Annotated in this window: 19 protein-coding genes and 1 pseudogene; 12 read left to right on the top strand and 8 right to left on the bottom strand. The window is 75.3% G+C overall.

The features are described 5' to 3' along the window. The first annotated feature begins 164 nt into the window (after window positions 1-164). The 7 genes from FHX78_RS33580 (at window position 165) to rfaE2 (ending at window position 8,333) form a co-directional block, all read left to right on the top strand. The gene (locus FHX78_RS33580; RefSeq protein ID WP_145871107.1) at window positions 165-1,127 is read left to right on the top strand and encodes an NAD-dependent epimerase/dehydratase family protein; all 963 of its coding nucleotides are present in this window, start codon (window positions 165-167) and stop codon (window positions 1,125-1,127) included. Between the two features lie 75 nt (window positions 1,128-1,202). Continuing rightward, window positions 1,203-2,870 carry a carbamoyltransferase family protein gene (locus FHX78_RS33575; RefSeq protein WP_145871106.1) on the top strand — a complete coding sequence of 556 codons (1,668 nt, stop codon included), beginning with the start codon at window positions 1,203-1,205 and terminating at the stop codon, window positions 2,868-2,870. Next, a complete protein-coding gene (locus FHX78_RS33570; RefSeq protein WP_145871105.1) occupies window positions 2,867-3,949 on the top strand; it encodes a glycosyltransferase family 2 protein in 1,083 nt (360 codons plus the stop codon). Before FHX78_RS33575 ends, FHX78_RS33570 begins: the two co-directional genes overlap by 4 nt. After that, complete coding sequence (locus FHX78_RS33565) at window positions 3,946-4,911, top strand: glycosyltransferase (RefSeq protein ID WP_145871104.1); 966 nt, start codon at window positions 3,946-3,948, stop codon at window positions 4,909-4,911. The genes FHX78_RS33570 and FHX78_RS33565 overlap by 4 nt, the downstream gene beginning before the upstream one ends. Next, window positions 4,908-6,185, top strand: coding sequence for a glycosyltransferase (locus FHX78_RS33560; protein ID WP_145871103.1), 1,278 nt, complete (start codon window positions 4,908-4,910; stop codon window positions 6,183-6,185). Before FHX78_RS33565 ends, FHX78_RS33560 begins: the two co-directional genes overlap by 4 nt. A gap of 91 nt (window positions 6,186-6,276) precedes the next feature. Further along, on the top strand, window positions 6,277-6,900 hold the full coding sequence (locus FHX78_RS33555) for a D-sedoheptulose-7-phosphate isomerase (RefSeq protein WP_145871102.1): 624 nt from the start codon (window positions 6,277-6,279) through the stop codon (window positions 6,898-6,900). Further along, window positions 6,897-8,333: a D-glycero-beta-D-manno-heptose 1-phosphate adenylyltransferase gene (rfaE2, locus tag FHX78_RS33550; RefSeq protein ID WP_145871101.1), complete on the top strand. Its 1,437-nt coding sequence runs from the start codon at window positions 6,897-6,899 to the stop codon at window positions 8,331-8,333. The genes FHX78_RS33555 and rfaE2 overlap by 4 nt, the downstream gene beginning before the upstream one ends. Before the next feature lie 211 nt (window positions 8,334-8,544). Here rfaE2 and FHX78_RS33545 read toward each other — a convergent pair whose 3' ends face one another. The 4 genes from FHX78_RS33545 to FHX78_RS33530 form a co-directional block, all read right to left on the bottom strand. After that, window positions 8,545-9,786 carry an MFS transporter gene (locus tag FHX78_RS33545; protein WP_229924216.1) on the bottom strand — a complete coding sequence of 414 codons (1,242 nt, stop codon included), beginning with the start codon at window positions 9,784-9,786 and terminating at the stop codon, window positions 8,545-8,547. A 354-nt stretch (window positions 9,787-10,140) separates the two neighbouring features. Further along, window positions 10,141-10,704: a hemerythrin domain-containing protein gene (locus FHX78_RS33540; RefSeq protein WP_145871099.1), complete on the bottom strand. Its 564-nt coding sequence runs from the start codon at window positions 10,702-10,704 to the stop codon at window positions 10,141-10,143. A 94-nt stretch (window positions 10,705-10,798) separates the two neighbouring features. Then, window positions 10,799-11,332 carry a DoxX family protein gene (locus tag FHX78_RS33535; protein WP_145871098.1) on the bottom strand — a complete coding sequence of 178 codons (534 nt, stop codon included), beginning with the start codon at window positions 11,330-11,332 and terminating at the stop codon, window positions 10,799-10,801. A gap of 73 nt (window positions 11,333-11,405) precedes the next feature. Next, window positions 11,406-11,729, bottom strand: a complete 324-nt coding sequence (locus FHX78_RS33530; RefSeq protein WP_145871097.1) for a hypothetical protein — start codon at window positions 11,727-11,729, stop codon at window positions 11,406-11,408. 189 nt (window positions 11,730-11,918) lie between these two features. On the opposite strand from FHX78_RS33530, the gene FHX78_RS33525 reads away from it, so the two are divergent. Beyond that, a complete protein-coding gene (locus FHX78_RS33525; protein WP_145871096.1) occupies window positions 11,919-12,806 on the top strand; it encodes a fructosamine kinase family protein in 888 nt (295 codons plus the stop codon). Between the two features lie 4 nt (window positions 12,807-12,810). Here FHX78_RS33525 and FHX78_RS33520 read toward each other — a convergent pair whose 3' ends face one another. The 3 genes from FHX78_RS33520 to FHX78_RS33510 form a co-directional block, all read right to left on the bottom strand. Further along, on the bottom strand, window positions 12,811-14,469 hold the full coding sequence (locus FHX78_RS33520) for a catalase (RefSeq protein ID WP_145871095.1): 1,659 nt from the start codon (window positions 14,467-14,469) through the stop codon (window positions 12,811-12,813). 292 nt (window positions 14,470-14,761) lie between these two features. Beyond that, window positions 14,762-14,998: a hypothetical protein gene (locus tag FHX78_RS33515; protein WP_145871094.1), complete on the bottom strand. Its 237-nt coding sequence runs from the start codon at window positions 14,996-14,998 to the stop codon at window positions 14,762-14,764. Between the two features lie 271 nt (window positions 14,999-15,269). Next, window positions 15,270-16,757 (bottom strand): helix-turn-helix domain-containing protein, encoded by a 1,488-nt coding sequence (locus tag FHX78_RS33510; protein ID WP_229924215.1) that lies wholly within the window; start codon window positions 16,755-16,757, stop codon window positions 15,270-15,272. Window positions 16,758-16,900: 143 nt separating this feature from the next. On the opposite strand from FHX78_RS33510, the gene FHX78_RS33505 reads away from it, so the two are divergent. Together FHX78_RS33505 and FHX78_RS33500 are read left to right on the top strand one after the other, a co-directional pair. Continuing rightward, complete coding sequence (locus FHX78_RS33505) at window positions 16,901-17,521, top strand: L-threonylcarbamoyladenylate synthase (RefSeq protein WP_167531920.1); 621 nt, start codon at window positions 16,901-16,903, stop codon at window positions 17,519-17,521. 7 nt (window positions 17,522-17,528) lie between these two features. After that, window positions 17,529-17,974, top strand: a pseudogene (locus FHX78_RS33500) (dienelactone hydrolase family protein); the annotation flags it as partial. A gap of 61 nt (window positions 17,975-18,035) precedes the next feature. On the opposite strand, the gene FHX78_RS33495 reads toward FHX78_RS33500, so the two are convergent. Further along, window positions 18,036-19,010, bottom strand: a complete 975-nt coding sequence (locus tag FHX78_RS33495; RefSeq protein WP_145871092.1) for a TauD/TfdA dioxygenase family protein — start codon at window positions 19,008-19,010, stop codon at window positions 18,036-18,038. Between the two features lie 181 nt (window positions 19,011-19,191). Here FHX78_RS33495 and FHX78_RS33490 point away from each other — a divergent pair, with 181 nt between their 5' ends. Together FHX78_RS33490 and FHX78_RS33485 are read left to right on the top strand one after the other, a co-directional pair. Beyond that, entirely contained in the window at window positions 19,192-20,022 is an 831-nt protein-coding gene (locus FHX78_RS33490; RefSeq protein ID WP_145871091.1) for an aldo/keto reductase, read from the top strand. A 54-nt stretch (window positions 20,023-20,076) separates the two neighbouring features. After that, window positions 20,077-20,679, top strand: coding sequence for a DNA polymerase ligase N-terminal domain-containing protein (locus tag FHX78_RS33485; RefSeq protein ID WP_145871090.1), 603 nt, complete (start codon window positions 20,077-20,079; stop codon window positions 20,677-20,679). The last annotated feature ends 106 nt before the right edge of the window (window positions 20,680-20,785 follow it).

Below are 20,785 nucleotides of genomic sequence, written 5' to 3'. Positions count from 1 at the left end.
CACGGCACCGATGTCACACTCCGTCATTCACCGGTTTGCAGTAGGCGACCGTGCCCCGTACGCCGACGCGGCCCAGGCTGATCGAGGGGTCGACGGCCTCGGCCCGGCGCCGAGGACCGGGTGCCGACCCGCCTACCGACACCTCCGACGGAGGGCTGAGCGACATGACCAGTGCCATATCCCGGACCTGGGAGCACGCCGTCGTCACCGGCGGCGCGGGATTCGTCGGCTCCCATCTGTGCGCCGCCCTGCTGGACGCGGGCGCCGCCGTCACCTGCGTGGACGACTTCAGCACCGGCCGTCCGGAGAACATCACCGCACTGCTCGACCGGCCCGGATTCACGCTCGTCCAGGCCGACGTGGCCGAGGAGCTCCCGGTCCACCGGCCCTGCGACCTCGTGCTGCACTTCGCCTCCCCCGCCTCCCCCGCCGACTACCTGCGGCTGCCGCTGCACACCATGGAGACGGGCAGCCTCGGCACCCGCAACGCCCTGCGGCTCGCCCAGGCCGCCGAGGCCCGCTTCGTCCTCGCCTCCACCTCGGAGGTGTACGGCGATCCCCAGCAGAACCCGCAGGACGAGCGCTACTGGGGCAACGTCAACCCGATCGGCCCGCGCAGCGTCTACGACGAGGCCAAGCGCTTCGGCGAGGCGCTGACCACCGCCCACGCGCAGGCCCACGGCACGGACACCTGCATCGTGCGGCTGTTCAACACCTACGGCCCCCGGATGCGCGGCCACGACGGCCGCGCCGTGCCGACCTTCGTCCGGCAGGCCCTGGCCGGCGAGCCGCTCACCGTGACCGGGGACGGCCGCCAGACCCGGTCGCTGTGCTACGTCGACGACACGGTGACCGGCATCCTCGCGGCGGCCGCCCACGGCATGCGCGGCCCCGTCAACATCGGCAACCCCGGTGAGATCACCATGCTGGACCTGGCCCGGCTCGTCGTCGAACTCACCGGTTCCGCCTCGGAGATCCGCTACATCGAACGCCCCGTGGACGACCCGGCGGTGCGCTGCCCGGACATCACGCTGGCCCGCGACAAGCTCGGCTGGGAGCCCCGGGTGGGCGCCGAGGAGGGACTGCGCCGCACGATCGCCTGGTTCCGCGCCACGTCCGGAAACTGAGCGCGGCCCTCCCCCTCCGGCCCAGGACACCGCGGCCCCGCCGGCCGCCCCGATCCGCGAAAGGCCCGTCCGCCCATGCGCATCCTCGGTATCAACGCCCTCTTCCACGACCCCGCCGCCGCCCTGGTGATCGACGGGCGGACCGTCGCCGCCGCCGAGGAGGAACGCTTCTCCCGGCGCAAGCACGGAAAGCGGCCACTGCCGTTCTCCGCCTGGGAACTGCCCGAGCGGGCCGCCGCCTGGTGTCTGAAGCGGGCCGGGCTGCGTCCCCAGGACCTCGACGCGGTCGCCTACTCCTTCGACCCGGCGCTCGCCCTCCCCGCCGACGCGATGGGCCTGGACGACCCCTGGGACCACCTGCGGCTCACCTACGCGCGCGAGGCGCCCGGCTTCCTGCGCACCGCGCTGCCCGGTCTCGACCCCGCCGTCGTCCGCTTCGTACCGCACCACATGGCGCACGCCGCCTCCGGTGCCTTCGCCGCACCGGACGCCGGCGACTCCTCCGTCCTCGTGCTGGACGGCCGGGGCGAGCGGGCCTCCCACCTCGCCGCCCGCCGCGTCCGCGACCGGCTCGAACCCCTGTACGCGCAGGACCTCCCGCACTCGCTCGGCCTGGTCTACGAGGAACTCACCGAGCACCTCGGCTTCCTGCGCTCCTCCGACGAGTTCAAGGTGATGGCCCTCGCCTCCCACGGCACCCCGCGGATGCTGCCCGAACTGCGCCGGTACGTGTACCCGACGGGCGACGGCGGCTTCCACGCCACCGGGGTGCCCTGGCAGGAGCTGTGCCCACCGCGCGGACCGGACGAACCGTGGACCCAGGACCACGCCGATGTCGCCGCCGCCGCCCAGGCCGTGCTGGAGGAGACGCTACTGGACCTGGTGCGCTGGCTGCACGGCCGCACCCACGACCGGGTGCTCACCCTCGCCGGGGGCGTCGCCCTGAACTGCGTCGCCAACTCCCGCATCGCCCGCGAGGGCCCGTTCTCCCGGGTGTGGGTGCAGCCGGCCGCCGGTGACGCGGGCACCGCGCTGGGCGGCGCGCTGCTGCTGTCCGCCGGCGCCGGCGACGCACCGGAGCCGATGACCGGCGCCGACCTCGGCCGGGACTGGTCCGACGCGGAACTGGGCGCGTGGCTGAAGACCGCCGCCGTCCCCTTCGAACGGCCGGCGGACATCGCCGCCACCGTGGCCGGGGCCCTGGCAGACAACGGCATCGTCGCCTGGTTCCAGGGGCGCAGCGAGTACGGTCCCCGGGCGCTCGGCCACCGCTCGCTGCTGGCCCATCCCGGGCACGCGGGCAATCTGGAGCGGCTCAACGACGTCAAGGGCCGCGAGCAGTTCCGGCCGGTCGCGCCGATGGTGCTCGCCGGCCGGGCCGCCGAGATCTTCGACGGGCCGCTGCCCAGCCCGTACATGCTGTTCGTGCACGACGTAGCCCCGGCCTGGCGGGAGCGGATCCCGGCCGTGGTGCACGTCGACGGCACCGCCCGCATCCAGACGGTCGACCCGGCGCGCGAGCCCCTGGTGGCGCGGATGCTCAGCGAGTTCGAACGGCTGACCGGGCTGCCCGTCGTCGTCAACACCAGCCTCAACACGGCGGGCCGGCCCATGGTGGACGACCCGCGCGACGCCCTGGAGTGCTTCGGCTCGTCCCCCGTCGACCTGCTGGCCATCGGCCCGTACGCGATCCGGCGCGGCGGGCTCTTGCGCTCCGACGCCGACGGCGAGGACCTGCGGTGACCGGGCCCGCCGCCCCGGGCGGGGAGTACGCGGTGGTGGTGCCGACGCTCGGCCGGCCCACTCTGGGCGTGTGCCTGCGGGCGCTGGCCGAGGCGGACGGGCCCGGCCCGGCGAGGGTCGTGGTGGTCGACGACCGCCCGGACCCCGCCGGGGCGCCGCTGACCGCCGCCGTCCCGCCGTCCCTGCGCACGCGCACCCTCGTCGTACCGGGCGGCGCGCGGGGACCGGCCGCCGCGCGCAACGCCGGGTGGCGGGCCGCCGGGGACGTGCCGTGGATCGTCTTCCTCGACGACGACGTGGTCCCGGGCCCCACCTGGGCCGACGACCTCGCCCTCGACCTCGCCGGGGCCGGTGTCGCCACCGCCGGGATCACCGCCCGGATCGAGGTGCCCCTGCCCGCCGACCGCCCGCCCACCGACTGGGAGCGCACCACCGCCGGTCTGGCCGCCGCCCGCTGGATCACCGCCGACATGGCGTACCGCCGCCGGGCCCTGGAGGCCGTCGGCGGCTTCGACGAACGGTTCCGCAGGGCCTTCCGGGAGGACGCGGACCTGGCGCTGCGGGTGCTCGACGCGGGCTGGACGCTGTCCGAGGGCCGCCGCACCACCGCCCACCCGGTACGGCAGGCCGGCCGCTGGGTCTCGGTACGGCTCCAGGCGGGCAACGCCGACGACGTACTGATGACCCGGCTGCACGGACGCGGCTGGTGGCGGCGGGCCGGGGCGCCCCGGGGACGCCTGCCGGCGCACCTCGCGGTGACGGCCGCCGGTCTGGCGGCCGTGGCCGGCGCGCTGTCGGGCCGGCCGGCCGTCGCGGCGGCCGGTGCCGTCGGCTGGCTGGCGGGAACCACGGAGTTCGCCCTCGCCCGGATCCTGCCGGGTCCGCGCACCCGGGACGAGGTCGTCACGATGGCCCTGACCAGCGCGCTCATCCCGCCGGCCGCCGCCTGGCACTGGCTGCGCGGGCAGCTCGTCCACCGCGCCGCACCGCCGCGCTCCGCGCGCCGCTCCGGCGGTCCGGCGCCGGAGCGGCGGCGCCGGGGGCAGGGGAAGCGGACGGACCGAGGAGCGGCCGTATGAACATCCTGCTGTGGCACGTGCACGGCTCCTGGACGACGGCGTTCGTCCAGGGCCCGCACACCTACGTCGTCCCCGTGACCCCGGACCGCGGCCCGGACGGCCTCGGACGCGCCCGCACCTTCTCCTGGCCCGCGTCGGTGCGCGAGGCGACGCCGGAGCAGCTGCGGCGGACACCGGTCGACCTGGTCGTCCTGCAGCGGCCGCACGAGGCCGCCCTCGCGGAGCGCTGGCTCGGCGGCCGTCGCCCCGGCCGGGACGTACCGGCCGTGTACCTCGAACACAACGCGCCGGACGGCGACGTACCGGACACCCGGCACCCGTTCGCCGACCGCGCCGATCTGACGATCGTGCACGTCACCCACTTCAACCGGCTGTTCTGGGACTGCGGCGGCACCCGTACCGAGGTGATCGAGCACGGCATCGTCGACCCGGGCCACCGGTACACCGGCCGGCTGGACCGGGCCGCCGTCGTCGTCAACGAGCCGCTGCGGCGCGGCCGGTACACCGGTACGGACCTGCTGCCCGCGCTCGCCGGGGCGGTGCCGCTGGACGTGTTCGGGATGGGCACCGACGGCCTGGCCGCCCGGCTGGGGCTGCCGCCGGACCGGTGCCGCACGGCCGACCTGCCGCAGCGCGAGCTGCACGCCGCCCTGGCCGACCGGCGGATGTACCTGCACCCGGTGCGGTGGACCTCCCTCGGGCTGTCCCTGCTGGAGGCGATGCACCTGGGCATGCCGGTGCTGGCCCTGGCGACCACGGAGGTGGTGGAGGCGGTGCCGGGCGGTGCGGGCACCGTGTCCAACCGGCCGGACGTCCTCGCCCGGGCCGCCCGCCGCTACCGGGCGGATCCCGCGGCGGCCGCCGCGGACGGCGCACGGGCCCGGCAGGCCGCCCTCGAACGGTACGGGCTCAAACGGTTCCTGGACGACTGGGAACGCCTGATCACGGAGGTGTGCTCATGACCCCGAGCCTCGGTCCCCTGCCCGCCGGCCCGCTCGGCGGCGACGGCGCCGCCCCGGGCGTGCTGGACATCGCGCTGGTCTCCGAGCACGCGAGCCCGCTCGCCGCACTCGGCGGGGTGGACGCCGGCGGTCAGAACGTCCACGTCGCCGCCCTGGCCGGGGCGCTCGCCGACCGCGGCCACCGCGTCACCGTGCACACCCGCCGCGACGCGCCCGACCTGCCCGACCGGGTGGTCCTGCGCGAAGGGGTGGAGGTGCACCACGTGCCGGCGGGTCCGCCGGAACCGGTACCGAAGGACCTGCTGCTGCCGTACATGGACGAGTTCGGGCGCGGGCTGGCCCGGGCGTGGCGGGCGCGCACCCCGGACGTGGTCCACTCGCACTACTGGATGTCGGGCCTGGCCTCGCTGTCGGCGGCCCGGGAGCTGGGGCTGCCGCTGCTGCACACCTTCCACGCGCTGGGCACGGTGAAGCGCCGGCACCAGCGGCTCGCCGACACCAGTCCGCCGGAGCGGATCGGCTGCGAGACCGAGGTGGGGCGGTGCTGCGACCGTGTCATCGCCACCTGCCGGGACGAGGTCGCAGAGCTGGCCCGGATGGGGGTGCCGGCGTACCGGATCGGTGTCGTGCCGTGCGGTGTGGACACGGAGCGGTTCACGCCGGTGGGACCTGTCGCGCCGGGCGGCCCGTACCGGCACCGGCTGGTGCAGCTGGGGCGGCTGGTGCCGCGCAAGGGCGCCGCGGTGTCGGTGGCCGCGCTGGCCCGGCTGCCCGGCACCGAGCTGGTGCTGGTCGGCGGGCCGCCCGCCGACCGCCTCGACGACGACCCGGAGGTGCGTCGGCTGCGCGGTGTCGCGCGGGACGCCGGGGTCGCCGACCGGGTCCGGTTCACCGGCGGGGTGGGCGTCGGCCGGGTGCCGGCGCTGCTGCGCTCCGCCGACGTGGTGCTGTGCCCCGCCGACTACGAGCCCTTCGGGATCGTCCCGCTGGAGGCCATGGCCTGCGGCCGTCCGGTGGTGGCCAGCGCGGTCGGCGGCCAGCTCGACACGGTCGCCGACCCGGGCACGGGCCGGCTGGTGCCGCCGGGCGACCCGGAGGCGCTGGCCCGGGCGGTGGCCGGACTGCTCGCCGATCCGGCGGCCCGCCGGGCGTGCGGGGCGGCCGGCCGCCGCCGCGTGCTCAGCCGCTACGGCTGGCCGCGGATCGCCGCGGCCACCGAGGCGGCCTACTGCGAGGTCCTCGACGCGGCGCCCGCCGCGACCGGGACCGGCTGACCCGCCGGCCGTGACCGGCCGCCGACCACCGATGTGGGAAGGAGGTGCGGGTCCCGCCGTCGTCCTCACCGAGGCGGTGCGCCCGAACAGGATGAACGAACACCCCGCGCTCGACGCCGCGCAGCTGCACTGCCGGTCCCTCCAGGAGGCCCTCGACCGGTTCCGCCGGCACGGACTGCCCCGGATCGCCGACTGGGGCGACCGGCTGGCCTCCGTGCTCTCCGACGGCGGACGGCTGCTGGCCGCCGGGAACGGCGGCAGCGCCGCCCAGGCCCAGCACCTGACCGCCGAACTGGTCGGCCGCTACCGCCGGGAGCGGCGCGCCTATTCGGCGCTCGCCCTGCACGCGGAGACCTCCAGCGTCACCGCCATCGGCAACGACTACGGATTCGACCACGTCTACGCCCGCCAGGTGGACGCCCACGGGCGCGCCGGGGACGTCCTGATGCTGCTGTCCACCTCGGGCCGCAGCGCCAATCTGATCGCGGCGGCGGTGGCGGCCAGACGGTCGGGGCTGAGGGTGTGGGCGCTGACCGGCCCCGGCCCGAACCCGCTGGCGGAAGCCGCCCACGAGGCGCTGTGCGTGGAGGCGGGCAGCACCGCGACCGTCCAGGAGACGCACCTCGTCGCCGTGCACCTGCTCTGCGAGTGTTTCGACGCCGCCGTGGCTCCCGTCGCGGGGCGTGCGGCGGCCGTACCCGGGAGGGTGACATGACCGGACCGAAGCCGCTCGTGGTGGTGGGCGACGTACTGCTCGACGAGGACATCGAGGGGGTGGCCACGCGGCTGGCGCCGGACGCGCCCGCCCCGGTCGTCGACGTCACCGGTGACCGCCGGCACCCGGGCGGGGCCGGGCTGGCCGCGGCGCTCGCGGCCCGCGGCGGCCGGGACGTGGTCCTGGTGACCGCGCTCGGCGACGACCCGGCCAGTGAGGCCGTGCGCAGGGAGCTCAGCGGCCGGATCCGGCTGCTGGAGCTGCCGCTGCACGGCACGCTGCCGGTGAAGACGCGGGTGCTGGCGGGCGGGCGGCCGGTGGTGCGCATCGACCGGGGCGGCGGGACGCCCGGCGAACCGGACGACGCGGTGCGCGAGGCGCTCGCGGGCGCGCACGCCGTCCTGGTCGCGGACTACGGGCGGCACACGGCCGGGGCCGTCCGCGCCCCTCTGGAGGACGCGGCGCGCCACACCCCGCTGGTGTGGGACCCGCACCCCAAGGGCGACCCGCCGGTGCCGGGGGCGCGCATCGTCACGCCCAACGCCGCCGAGGCGGTCGCCCTGTGCGCCGGTGCGCCGGGGGCCCCGCCGGACGGTTCCGCGCCGGAGGGCTCCTCGCTGGGCGCCTTCGCCGTGCGCGGCGCCCGGCTGGCGGAGCGCTGGCGGGCGGCGGGCGTCGCCGTGACGCTCGGCGAGCGCGGGGTGCTGCTGACCCGGCCGGGAGGGGGTACGCCGATGCTGATCCCGGCGCCGTTCCGGGCGGACGGCGATCCGTGCGGCGCCGGGGACTGCTTCGCCGCGACGACCGTCGCGGCGCTGGCCGACGGGCTGCTGCCGGAGGAGGCCCTGCAGCGGGCGGTCGCCGAGGCCGCCGCGTTCGTCGCGGCGGGCGGGGCGGGGAACCCGGACCTGTGGCACACGCCGGCCGTTCCCGGCCCCGCGCGGAGCCCGGCGGCCGACGCGTTCGAGCTGGCGGAGGCCGTGCGGGCCCGCGGCGGCACGGTGGTCGCCACCGGCGGCTGCTTCGACCTGGTGCACGCCGGGCACGTCGGTCTGCTGGAGAGCGCCCGGCGGATCGGCGACTGTCTGATCGTGTGCCTCAACTCCGACGCCTCCGTCACCCGCCGCAAGGGCCCGGGCCGCCCGCTCACCCCGGCGGCGGACCGGGCCAGGGTGCTGGCCGCGCTGGGCAGCGTGGACGCGGTCGTGGTCTTCGAGGAGGACACGCCCGAGGCGGTGCTGGGCCGGCTGCGGCCCGATGTGTGGGTCAAGGGCGGCGACTACTCCGTGCAGGCGCTGCCGGAGGCGGAGGTGCTGCGGACGTGGGGCGGTCAGGCGGTGGTCCTGCCGTACCTGGACGGCCGCTCCACGACGCTGCTGGCGCGGCGGGCGGCTCGGGCGGCGGCGGTCGCCCTGAAGTCGCCGGAGGGGTGAGCGGTGTCCTCCCGGCGGGGTGGGGCGGGCGGCCCACACGTCGGGAGCGACGCCGGGCGACGCCGGGCGCCGTGGCCTGAGGGGCCTGAGAGGGTTCTGCGCCCCCGCCGCCCCTTCCCGTCCCCGGGCCGCGCCCGGACCCCCTTCGGCCCTTCGGCCCTGGACGGGCCTCGTCCTCGCACGCCGGACGGGCCGGTGCTGACGGGGAGTGTCAGGCCGCTGTCTCCAGGGCGGGGTGGCCGGTCGGGTCGGCGTCCGGGGTGCGCAGGAGCACCGGGGCCGGGGTCCGGCGGGAGCGCAGGAGGTGGCCCGCGCCGATCGAGCCGGCGATGATCAGACCGCCGGTGATCAGGGCGCCGCGCGGTCCGGCCAGCTCCATCAGGAGGCCGAGGGCGGGCGGGCCGCCGAGGCCCCACACGGTGCCGATGCTGCCCCAGACGCCGAGCACGCGTCCGCGCAGGTGGGCGGGCGGGTCGGTCTGCAGGACGGCCGTTCCGGCGGTGTCGGAGACGGACTCGACGACGGCCATGGGCAGGACCAGCACCAGCAGCACGGCCAGCGACGGCGACATCCCCGCCACCACCTGCAGCAGGGCACCCGCCGCCGCGAGGGCGCCGACGAGCCGTACGGACGGCCTGCGCAGCCGCGCGCCGAGCACCGCGCCGAGGATCCCCCCGACGGCGAGGACGGTGGACACCGTGCCGAACGCGCCCGCGCCGCCCGCGAGCGGCCCGGTGACCAGCACCGCGAGGGTGAGCCCGTAGTTGCGGCCGAAGACGGCGCTGATGCCGGTGACCCCGGCGAGTGCGAGCAGCCGGGGCCGGCGGGCGAAGAAGGCCAGTCCCTCGCGGACGCTCATGTCGCGCGCCGGGCGCTCGCCGCCGCCGGTGACGTGGCGGACCGCGCCCGCGGCCGGGCGCAGGAACGGGATGACCGCGGTCACGAAGAGGAAGGAGAACCCGTTGGCGAAGTAGGCCGCGGAGGTGCCGAGGAAGCCGACCGTCACCCCGGCGAGCGCGGCGCCCGCGAGCCGGCCCGCGTTGAACACCAGCGCGCCCACGCCGATGGCGGAGGGCACGTCCTCGGCGGGGACGAGGTCGTTGCCCAGCAGCGCGCAGGCCGGGTTGTCGACGGTGGCCACGACACCGGTCACGGCGGCCAGCACCATCAGCGACGTCAGGTCGAGCCGGTCCAGTGCCACCAGGACGGCCGTGGTGAACGCGATCGCGGCCAGCAGTGCCTGGCTGACGGCGGCCGTCACCTTCCGCGGCCAGCGGTCGACCGCCGCGCCGCCGAGGACGCTCATGAGCAGGGCCGGGGCGGCCTGCACCGACATGGACAGACCGGTGGCGGCGGCGGACCCGGTGATCTGCAACACCAGCAGGTTCTGCACGGTGAGCTGCATCCACGTGCCGGCGTTGGACACGAAGTTCGCTACGGACCACCAGCGCATGCTGCGGTGCCTCAGGGACCGCCAGGGCGCACGGGAGACGGACGGGGCAGGGGTGGAAGAAGACACAGGGCGCTACTCGGAGACGAGCCGGGGGCTCAGCGGGGAGGGGCGCGGGGAACGAAACGCCGGCTGCGCTGCGCGGCGGCCCCCGTCGCCACCAGGGCGCGGACCATCGTGGCAGAAGGGACCGCCGAGTCGGTGCGAGCAGCGGGGCGGCACGGCGGCCGCGCGCGTCAAGGGCGCCGTGGTGCGGGGGAGTTGAAGCGGTGAGTGTGGTTGATCACAGCGGCCGGGGCCGGGGCGGGCACGGTGAAGGGGCCCGTCGCCGACGCGACGGGCCCCTTCACCGTGGTCTCAGCCGAGCTTGCCGCGCCCGCTCAGCGCGTCACGGAGCCGGTCGACCATCCCGGCGCCCGGGGCCAGCAGCTTGTTCGCCGGGGGCTTGTCCGGGGCTGCCGGGTGCGGCCGGGTGGGGGCCGTCTTCTTCGCCTGCCGGACCTTGTCGCCGAGCTGGTCGAGCGTGTCCGTGGAGCAGGACGCGCGCAGCAGCGGGAACAGGTTCTGCTCCTCGTCGGCGATGTGCTCGCGGATCTCGCTCATCAGCGAGCCGACGAGCCGGTCGAACTCGGGGTCGCCCGCGTCACAGCGTTCGAGGTCCTTCATCGTCCGCTCGGCCCGTGCGTGGTCCTCGAGCTCATGGTCGGCCAGGGCGTCCCCCTCCCGCACGTGCTCGCGCACGGCCGGGTACAGGTAGGCCTCCTCGGCCACCGAGTGCCGGACCAGTTCGATGGTGGCCTGGTCGGCGTACACCTTGCGGTCCTTGTGGCCGGGCGGCAGTGCCTCGATCTTGCCGAAGAGTTCCTCGACTTCCCGGTGATCGGTCACCAGCTCGTCGATGACGTTGCCTCCGTGTCCCATGTCCTCACCTCCGGTTCGTGGTGGCACCCGGCCGGGTCCACCCCGCCCCACGGGTCCCCTGGCCCCCGTGGAGCTAACGCGGTGGCGGGAGGTGTCACCCGGGCAGCACGCCCCGGATGCGGCCGGCCGCGGCGGCGGGGCGGGCACCGGCCCGCACGGACTGGTGGACGAGGTGGGCGTCGCGCTTGAGGTCGTGGGCGGCGTGCCGGCTCCGCCACAGCAGCGACGGCGCGGCGCCGGTGTCGTCGGCGGCGATCAGCAGGCCGCCGAGCATGGAGAGGTTCTTCAGGAAGTGGATGCGCTGCTGGGTGCGCTGGTCGGGGTCCTCCTCCTCCCAGAAGCGGTGCGCGGCCAGCGTGGTGGGCACCAGGGTGGCGGCGATCGCGAGCGCGGCCGGGCGGGACAGCCGTCCGGTGGCCAGCAGCAGACCGCCGACGAGCTGGACGGCGCCGCTGAGGCGTACGGCGTCCTCGGTGCGGTCCGGCAGCGCCGCGACCCGCTCGGTGACGGGCTTGACGACGGGCTCGGCGACGGGCGCGACGGCCTCGGGGTTGCGGAAGGAATCGAGGCCGCCCGCGACGAACATCGAGGCGAGCATCGGACGGCCGAGGACGCGCAACAGACTCATGGCCTTCTCCTGGGGGTGTGGGTGGTGGGGCTGGGCCGGGTTCCCCCCGCTGCGGGGAGCATTCGGCGCGCCCTCACCAGAACCGGGTGGTGAGGGCGGGCTCGTGGACGGCCTGGACGGCGTCGCGCAGGCAGAGGGCGACGCCGATGGTGGTGCGCAGCACCGAGGGCCGGACGGACTGGGCGGTCTCCGTGGCCAGGACCAGCAGACAGCCCGCCGCCTGTTCCACCACGGAGACCGGGAGGGTGTAGTCGCTGTCGGCGGCCGCGCGGAACGCCTTCAGCGGGATGCCGGCCCCGTCGACGGTCCGCCTGGCGGCCTGCTCCAGGTGCTGTGCGGCCTGTTCGCAGAGCGAGGCGGGCAGGGTGAGGGTGCGCTGGAACGATGAACTCGTCATGAACCCAGTGGTCCCCCGGCACGCCGGCGCCGGATCGGTGGGCGGACGTATTTCACCGTCCCGCGTGATGGGCGGTGGCGGATGCGGGCGGGTCCGTACGCCGGGTTCGTACGCTGGGGCGGACCGTGTGCCGAGGGGCGGTGCGGCGCGCGGACCGTGCCGCACCGCCCGTGTGAGGGAGGAGCCCCCATGACCTTTCCGCCCGGTCCGGCGGCGCCGGACGGTGACGGGCCGGAGGCCGTGGCCGCCCGGTTCACCGGACGTACGGTCGCCGGGGTGCGCCCGCTGTCCGGTTCGCTCGCCGAGGTGACCCTCGACGACGGCCGGGTGGTGGTCGTGAAGCGGACCGAGGGCGTGGAGGCGGCCCGCGCCGAGGCGGCCGGGCTGCGCTGGCTGGCCGCGGCGGGGACGGTGCGGGTACCGGCGGTGCACGGACACGACGCGCGGCGGCTGGTCGTCGACCGGGTGGCGCAGGGCCCGCCGGGGCGGGACGCCGCCGTCCGGTTCGGCCGTGACCTGGCCGCCCTGCACGCGGCCGGCGCGCCCGCCTTCGGGGCGCCGCCGCCGGGCGGTCCGGTGGAGGCGTACATCGGGCTCGCCCCGATGCGCAACGTCACCGGCGACGACTGGCCCGGCTGGTACGCCGAGCACCGGGTGCTGCCGTATCTGCGCCGGGCCGTCGACGACGGCACCGTACGGGCCGGTGAGGCGGGCGTCGTGGAGCGGGTCTGCGAGCGGCTGCCGGAGCTGGCGGGGCCGGCCGAGCCGCCCGCGCGGCTGCACGGCGACCTGTGGAACGGCAATGTGCTGTGGGGCGCCGACGGGCACGTCCGGCTGATCGACCCGGCGGCGCACGGCGGGCACCGGGAGACCGACCTCGCGATGCTCGCCCTCTTCGGCTGTCCCCATCCGGACGCGGTGCTGGACGGCTACCGGCAGGTGGCGCCGCTCGCCGACGGGTGGCAGGAACGCGTCGGCGTGCACCAGCTGTTTCCGCTGCTGGTGCACGCCGTACTGTTCGGGCGCGGTTACGCCGAGCAGGCCCTCGCGGTGGCGCGGTCGGCCGCGGCCGGGTGACCGCTCACCGGGTCACCACGTGCCGTTCGTCGGGGACGCAGTGGGTCATGGTGAGTCCCTCCACGTCGCGCGGCGGGTTGTCGCCGAGGTTGGCCAGCCGCTTGCGGTCCTCGTCCGTGAGGTCCTGCCCGGCGAGGGGATCGAGGTGGGCGACGTCCTCCGGCATGATGCCGAGGCCTTCGCCGACCCGGCGGCCGAGGTCGTTCTCGACCAGCAGGAAGTGCCACACCATGCGCTCCTGGACCGCCCGGTCGCACTGGGAGATCAGGCCGACGAAGTTCTTCACCAGGTCGTCGCGCTCCCAGTCCTCCATCAGCAGGTAGCGCTGGCCGGCCTGGAGGTAGTCGTTGGTCCGCGGGATGCGCTTGCGGGTCAGCCGGCCCCTGATCTCCGGGCCCTGCTCGTCGTGCGTCGGGTACTGGCCCTCGCGCAGACCGCCGGTGATCGACGGCTCGTAGTTCACCGCCGGGTTCTCGCCGGCGGCGTCGACGTGGTACGTCATCTGGCCGTCGCGCTGGTTGGTGCGCACGTCCGCGTGCTTGGCCCGGTTGACGGGCAGTTGCAGGTAGTTCGGGCCGACCCGGTGGCGCTGGGTGTCGCTGTAGGAGAAGGTCCGGCCGACGAGCATCTTGTCGTCGGAGAAGTCCAGTCCGTCGACGAGGACGCCGGTGCCGAAGGAGATCTGCTCGTTCTCGGCGAAGAAGTTGTCCGGCATTCGGTCGAGCACCATGCGGCCCACCGGCTGCGGCGGGAAGTCCTGCTCGGGCCAGGTCTTGGTGTCGTCCAGCGGGTCGAAGTCCAGCTCCGGGTGGTCGTGGTCGTCCATCATCTGGACCAGCAGTTCCCACTCCGGGTACTCGCCGCGCGCCACCGCCTCGTAGAGGTCCTTGGTGGCGTGGCCGAGCCCCTGGGCCTGGACGTTGGCCGCGTCCTCCTCGGTCATGCTGCGCACGCCCTGCTTGGGCATCCAGTGGTACTTGACCAGCTTGGTGTCGCCCTCGGCGTTGACCCACTTGTAGGTGTTCACGCCGAAGCCCTGCATGTGGCGGTAGTCCGCCGGGATGCCGCGCGGGCTGAACAGGTTGACCAGCATGTGCATCGACTCGGGGGTCTGCGACATGAAGTCGAAGATGCGGCGCGGCTGCTGTTCGAAGGTGACCGGGTCGGGCTTGAGGGCGTGGATGACGTCCGGGAACTTGATCGCGTCCCGGATGAAGAAGACGCCCAGGTTGTTGCCGACGAGGTCCCAGTTGCCGTCCTCGGTGTAGAACTTCACGGCGAAACCGCGGGGGTCGCGGGCGGCCTCGGAGGAGTCGCGTCCGCCGATGACGGTGGAGAAGCGGACGGCCAGGTCGGTGCGCTTGCCCCGCTCCTGGAAGAGCTTGGCGCGGGTGTAGCGCGAGATCGGCTCGTCGCCCCACTTCCCGTACGCCTCGAAGTAGCCGTACGCGGTGACGCCGCGGGCGTGCACCACGCGCTCGGGGATGCGCTCCCGGTCGAAGTGGCTGATCTTCTCCAGGAACTGGTAGTTCTCCAGCGTGGCCGGGCCCCGGGCGCCGACGGTGCGCTGGTTCTGGTTGTCGTAGACCGGGTGGCCCTGTCGGTTGGTGAGTACCTTGCGGTCGTCGCCCGGAGCGGGGCCCCGGCTCGAAACGTCCGTCATGATCGTGGGCTCCTCGCGCTGTTCGGCGTCCCCCCGATGGCGTGCGTACGCAAGGCCATGCTGCCCGCCATCGCCGCGGGCGGCGACTCGGAGCGGCGCACCGCGCCCGCGTGGGGCCGGTGGCCGGGCGAGGCGCGGCCGTGGGCGGCGGTGCGTTGCGCGGGTCACTCCACCGGGAGTCCGGATACCGCCCGGTGGGCGATCACCCTCCTGGGCGTCACCCGCCGGGCCGGGGGTCGGGCGAGGCCCGGCCGTCGCGTCCCACGGCGGCCGGGCCTCCCGAGCGGCTTGTTCAGCCGCCGTTCAGACGCGCCTTCAGCAGTCCCTTGCCCAGTTCCGCACCCTTGCGGCTGTCCGCCTGGGCCTTGCGGAACAGGTCGGCGACCTCGGTGTCCTTGGCGCGCTCGGCGTCCTGGATGTAGCTCTCCAGGCGCAGTGCGTTGCTCAGGCACGCCTCGACGTACCAGATGAGGTTGTAGTCCTTGTCCTGCGTGCCGGTGACGCCGCCGGTCTCCGTGTCGCTGGTCATCCGGGTCTCCTTTTCGCGGTGCTCGTTCCGGGCCCGCCCGCACCGGTTCACCGGTGCGTCCGGCGGGCCTCCACAGCGGCGACCGGGTACCCGTCCTCGCCGGAGGCACACAGCGGCGACGGAGCGGGGGCGCGACCGGTCCCCCGTTCCGGTCGTGCCCCCGTCATGAGTTCGAAACTATGCGGCGGGAGGCGGGTCTGTGTATCGCATCGGTGCCCGCTGCGGGCCGGTCGGGGCTCATCCGTGCACAACTGAGTCCGAAAGGCCCGGTTTACCCGCCCGCGAGCAGCGGCTGCTCCAGGTCGCCCACCGCCAGGTGCGCCAGGACGACCTCGTACAGGTCGGTCCCGGCGGCCAGCAGCTGGCGTTCGAGCACCGGTTCGGCACCGCGCACGTGCTCGCGCACGGTCTGGGGGTGGACGCCCAGGCTCTGCGCGGCCCGCTCGGCGTTGCCGCCGGCGGCGATCCAGGTGCGCACCGTGCGGCGCACGTTGCGGGGGTCCCCGTCCAGGCGGCCCAGCAGTTCCCGCGCCCACGCGCCGACGGCGGGGCCGGCCAGCAGGTCGGCGAGGCGGGCGGGCGCCCCCGGAGCGGTGCCCGCCCGGCCGTCCAGCAGGTTGATCTGGGTGTGGAGCGCCAGGTGCACGACGGCGCGGGCGGTGACGTCGCCGAAGTCGACGCCGAGCATGGTCTCGACGCGTTCCATGCGGGCGCGCACGGTGTTGCGGCTGACGCCGAGGATCTTGGCGGAGTTGACGGCGGTGAACTCCAGACCGAGGCGGGTGGTGGCGAGGAGTTCGGCGCGGGTGTGGTGCGGCAGCGCGTCGAGCGGGCGCAGCACCATGGCCGTCCAGCCGCGCAGGGCCGCCGGGTCCATCAGCCGCTCGGGGTGGGTGCGCTCGGCGTACACGGCCGTCTTGTCCGCCCGGAACCGGGCCACCGCCAGGGCGCTGACGGCCTGCCCGTAGGCGGTGGCGGTGCGCGCGAGGCTCTGCCAGACGCTGCCGCCGAGGTAGGTGTCCGGGTGCCGCTCGACCAGGGACCGCAGGTGGTCGGCGGTGGCCTCGCGGGGGCTGACGACGATCACGTGGCCGTCCATGGCCGGGCACCGTACGACGAGGGCCTCCTCCCGCGTGGTGTCCAGGCAGTCCTCCAGGAGTTGTTCGCGCCGGCCCGGCGTGGACTCGACCACGTAGACGCACGCGGTGTCGGCGTCCAGCAGGCCCGGCCAGAGGCCCGCGGCGACCCGGCGGGCGGCGACGGTGTCCTCGACCATCAGCAGTTGCAGGATGGCCAGCCGCAGATCGGCGGTGGCCCGCCGCAGCCGGTGTCCGGCGGCGGCGGTCTCATGGGCGGACAGCAGGAGTTCGATCACCTGGGCGGTGTGCGTGACGACGTCGGCGGTGTGCCGGTCGAAGGGGGCCTCGCGGGAGACGGCCAGCACGCAGGCCCGCGCGGGATGCCCCACCCGCACCAGGCGCAGGTGGTGCCCCTCCCCCTCCCAGGCGGCGGAGGCGATCCTGCCGGAGCGGAGGCCGGCCACGAGGGACTCGTCCAGCGGCAGCCGGGTTCCGGCGAGGAGCGTGCCGGCGTCGTCCTGGAGCGACACCTCGGCGTGCGCGGCGCCGGCCAGCCAGTCGACGACCCTGCGGACGTCACGCCCGCCCGGCCGCAGGTGGTCCAGCAGTTCGCGCGCCCACGCCGGGTGCTCCCCGGCCGCCGTCGGCGGCCGCCGTTTTCCGTCGTTGCGGCCTGTCACCTCGGCCTTCCCCTCGTCCGCTCGCCGTCCCGGGCCCGGTTGGGGGACGTTACCCCACTCACGCGCGCGGCTCATCCCGGCGCGACGGCGCACCGGAACGGCCGCGGCGGCACGGGCGCGCGCGGGCGGCATAAGCTCGGTGAATGGCGAAGTACTTCGACGTGCACCCCGACAACCCCCAGTCGCGCACCATTTCCCAGGTAGCCGACAGCATCCGCTCCGACTCCCTGATCGCGTATCCCACGGACTCCTGCTACGCCCTCGGCTGCCGTCTGGGCAGCCGGGACGGCATCGACCGGATCCGCACGATCCGCAAGCTGGACGACCGGCACCACTTCACGCTGGTGTGCCGGGACTTCGCGCAGCTCGGCCAGTTCGTACGGATCGACAACGACGTGTTCCGCGCGGTCAAGGCGTCGACCCCGGGCAGCTACACGTTCATTCTGCCCGCGACGAAGGAGGTGCCGCGCATGCTGCAGCACCCCAAGAAGAAGACGGTGGGCGTGCGCATCCCCGACCACGTCGTCACCCAGGCGCTGCTCGCGGAGCTCGGCGAGCCCCTGCTGTCCAGCACCCTGCTGATGCCCGGCGAGGACGAGCCGATGACGCAGGGCTGGGAGATCAAGGACCGGCTCGACCACGTGCTGGACGCGGTGATCGACTCCGGCGAGTGCGGCACCGAGCCGACCACGGTGATCGACTTCTCGGGCGGTGAGCCGGAGATCGTGCGGCGGGGCGCGGGCGACGTCTCGCGGTTCGAGTGAGGGCGCCGAGCGGGCGATGCGGGACGCCGGGGCCTGTCTGCGGTGGCTCGCCGAGTGCCCCGCGGCGGCCGACGGTCCGGTGGCGGTGACCGGCTACTGCCTGGGCGCGGCGCTCTCCCTGCGCACGGCCGGCACCTACCCGGAGCGGGTGGCCCCGCGGCCGGGTTCCACGGCGGCGGGCTGGCGACGGACGCGCCGGACGGTCCCCACCTGCTGGCCGGCCGGATCACCGCCGAGGTGTACTTCGGCCACGCCGACCGCGACCACGCGCTGCCCGCGGAACAGATCGAGCGGCTGGAGCGGGCCCTGACGGAGGCCGGGGTCCGGCACCGCTGCGAGGTGTACGCCGGTGCCGGACACGGTTGCACCCAGTCCGACACGGCCGCGTACGACGAGGCGGCGGACGAGCGCCACTGGGCGGCGCTGCTCGGCCTGTTGCGCCGCGCCTTCTGACCCGGCCGCCGGCCGGAGGCCGCCCCTCCTGCGGCGGCGGTGTCGCCGGGCGCCGGTCCGCCTACCAGCGTCCGGGCGCGGTACCGGTCAGGGCCCTGGACGGCCGGCCGTCCACGCCGACCGGGACGTCACCGGCGAGCATCACCCGGTGCATGATCCGCGGGTGGTCGAGGTGGGCGGTGTCGCCCGGCGCCAGGTGGACGGTGGCCCGGTTGTCCCAGAACGCGACGCTGCCCGGCTCCCAGCGGAACCGCACGGTGTACTCGGGCCGGGTCGCCTGCTCCAGCAGCATCTCCAGCACGGCCCGGCTCTCGGGGCGGGACAGGCCGGTGATCCGCTCGACGTAGTAGCCGTTGACGAACAGCACCCGCTCCCCGGTCTCCGGGTGGACCCGCACCAGCGGGTGCTCGGAGGCGGTCTGGTGGTCCAGCAGGTGACGCACGTACGCGTCGTCGCCGGGCCGGGGCTGGTAGCCGACCCCGAGGCGGTGCTCCGCCCGCAGCCGGTCGGCGAACTCGCGCACCGGCGCCGAGAGCCCGGCGTAGGCGGCGGCCAGGTTCGACCAGGTGGTGTCGCCGCCGTACGGCGGGACGGTCTCGGCGCGCAGGATCGTGGCGGCCGGCGGGTCGACGCGGGCGCCGTGGTCGCAGTGCCAGCCCCGCAGCAGGCTGTGGCGGCGACGCCACAGCCACTCGTCGTGCTCCATGCCGAACCGGCCGCCCAGCTCCAGCCGGTCGGCGGTCGTCTCGACCTCGGGGAAGTCCGGCGGCGAGGCCCTCCCGCGCCGCGGCAGCACGACGGGTTCGCCGAACCGGCGGGCCAGTGCCACGTGTCCGGCGTGGTCAAGGCGCTGGCCGCGGAAGAACACCACCTTCCAGCGCAGCACCGCCGCCCTGATCCCGGCGATCACCGCGTCGTCGAGGTCACCGGCGAGGTCGACCCCGGTGACCTCGGCCCCGATGTGCCCGGCGACGGGGCGCACCTCCACCGCCGCGCTCCGCCCGCCGTCCGCCGTGCCGTCCCTGTCCGTCGTCATGCGTCCCCACTCCGTCGCTCCCGCCGGTCCCGTGCGGACCGGGTTCCGGGAAGATCGTGGCAGCGTCGGGCGGGCCTGGCGACAGGGCCCGGCCCGGCACCGGCCCGCCCGTCCGGTTGATCACCGCCCCCACCGTCCCCGACGCTGGGAGGACCACACCGCCAACGGGAAGGTCCCCCTCGTGATCAGCATCCCGCGCCACACCCTGAACGACGGCACCACGATCCCCGCCCTGGGCCTGGGCACCTGGCCGATGGACGACGCCGAGGCGCAGCGGGCGGTGACCACGGCCCTGGAGGCGGGTTACCGCCTCGTCGACACCGCGACCAACTACCGCAACGAAACCGGGGTCGGCCGTGCCGTCGCGGGCTCCGGCGTGCCGCGCGAGGAGATCGTCGTGACGACGAAGCTCCCGGGCCGGCACCACGGCTACGAGGAGACCCTCACCTCCTTCGAGGAGTCCCGGGCCCGGCTCGGCCTGGAGTACGTCGACCTCTATCTGATCCACTGGCCGCTCCCCCGCGTCGACAAGTACGTCGACTCCTGGAAGGCCATGATCAAGCTGCGCGAGGACGGCCTGGTCCGGTCGATCGGCGTCTCCAACTTCACGCCCGCCCACATCGAGCGGCTGGAGAAGGAAACCGGGGTGCTGCCCTCCGTCAACCAGGTCGAACTGCACCCCCTCTTCCCGCAGGAGGAGCTGCGCGCCCACCACGCGGACAAGGGCGTGCTCGTGGAGAGCTGGAGCCCGCTCGGCCGTGGCTCGCGGCTCCTGGACGATCCGGCCGTGGCCGCCGTCGCCGAGGCGCACGGGGTGACCCCGGCGCAGGCGGTGCTGCGCTGGCACATCCAGCTGGGCGCGCTGCCCGTCCCCAAGTCGTCCGACCCTGAGCGGCAGCTCACCAACCTCGACGTCTTCGGATTCGAACTGGACGCCGGCCAGATGCGGGCCGTCGCCGACCGCGCCCACCGCCGGATCGGCGGGGACCCCCAGGTGCACGAGGAGTTCTGACCGGGTACCCGGGGCCGGCACGGGCGACGGTGACGCACGGGAAGGAGCACCACGGTGGGCGGACGGGACCGGCTGCGGGACTACCACGGCAAGCGGGACTTCGACCGGACGCGCGAGCCCCGGGGAGCGGGGGCGGCGCCGGGCGCGGAGCCCCGCTTCGTGGTGCAGATCCACGACGCGCGCCGGATGCACTTCGACTTCCGGCTCCAGGTGGGCGAGGTGCTGAGGTCCTGGTCGGTCCCCAAGGGCCCGTCCGCCGACCCGCGGGACAAGCGGCTCGCCGTGCCCACGGAGGACCATCCGCTGGAGTACGAGGAGTTCGAGGGGGTGATCCCGCGCGGTGAGTACGGGGGCGGCACCGTGATCGTCTGGGACCACGGCACCTACGAGCCGCTGAGCCACGACCGCCGGGGCCGGCCCGTCGACTTCGCGGAGTCGCTGGCGCGCGGGCACGCCACGTTCCGGCTGCGCGGGGCGAAGCTGCACGGCGAGTACGCCCTCACCCGCTTCCGCGACGGGAACGACGGCGGTGAGGAGGCGTGGCTCCTGGTCCGGGCGGCCAAGGGCGGGGCGGGCGGCCGGGGCGCCCCCGATCCGCGACGGGCACGATCGGTACGCTCCGGCCGCACCCTCGCCCAGGTCGCCGCGGAGGGCTGACGCCCGGCCGACCACGCGGGACCGGCGCCCGGCATCACCACGGAAGGCCGACCGCCCGAGCGACCACGCGGGACCGGCGCCCGGCATGACCACGGAAGGCCGGCCG

It is taken from the genome of Streptomyces capillispiralis (assembly GCF_007829875.1).
Lineage (GTDB): Bacteria > Actinomycetota > Actinomycetes > Streptomycetales > Streptomycetaceae > Streptomyces > Streptomyces capillispiralis.
Note: the sequence above shows the minus strand (reverse complement) of the source record. Positions and strands in the feature narration are given on the sequence as shown.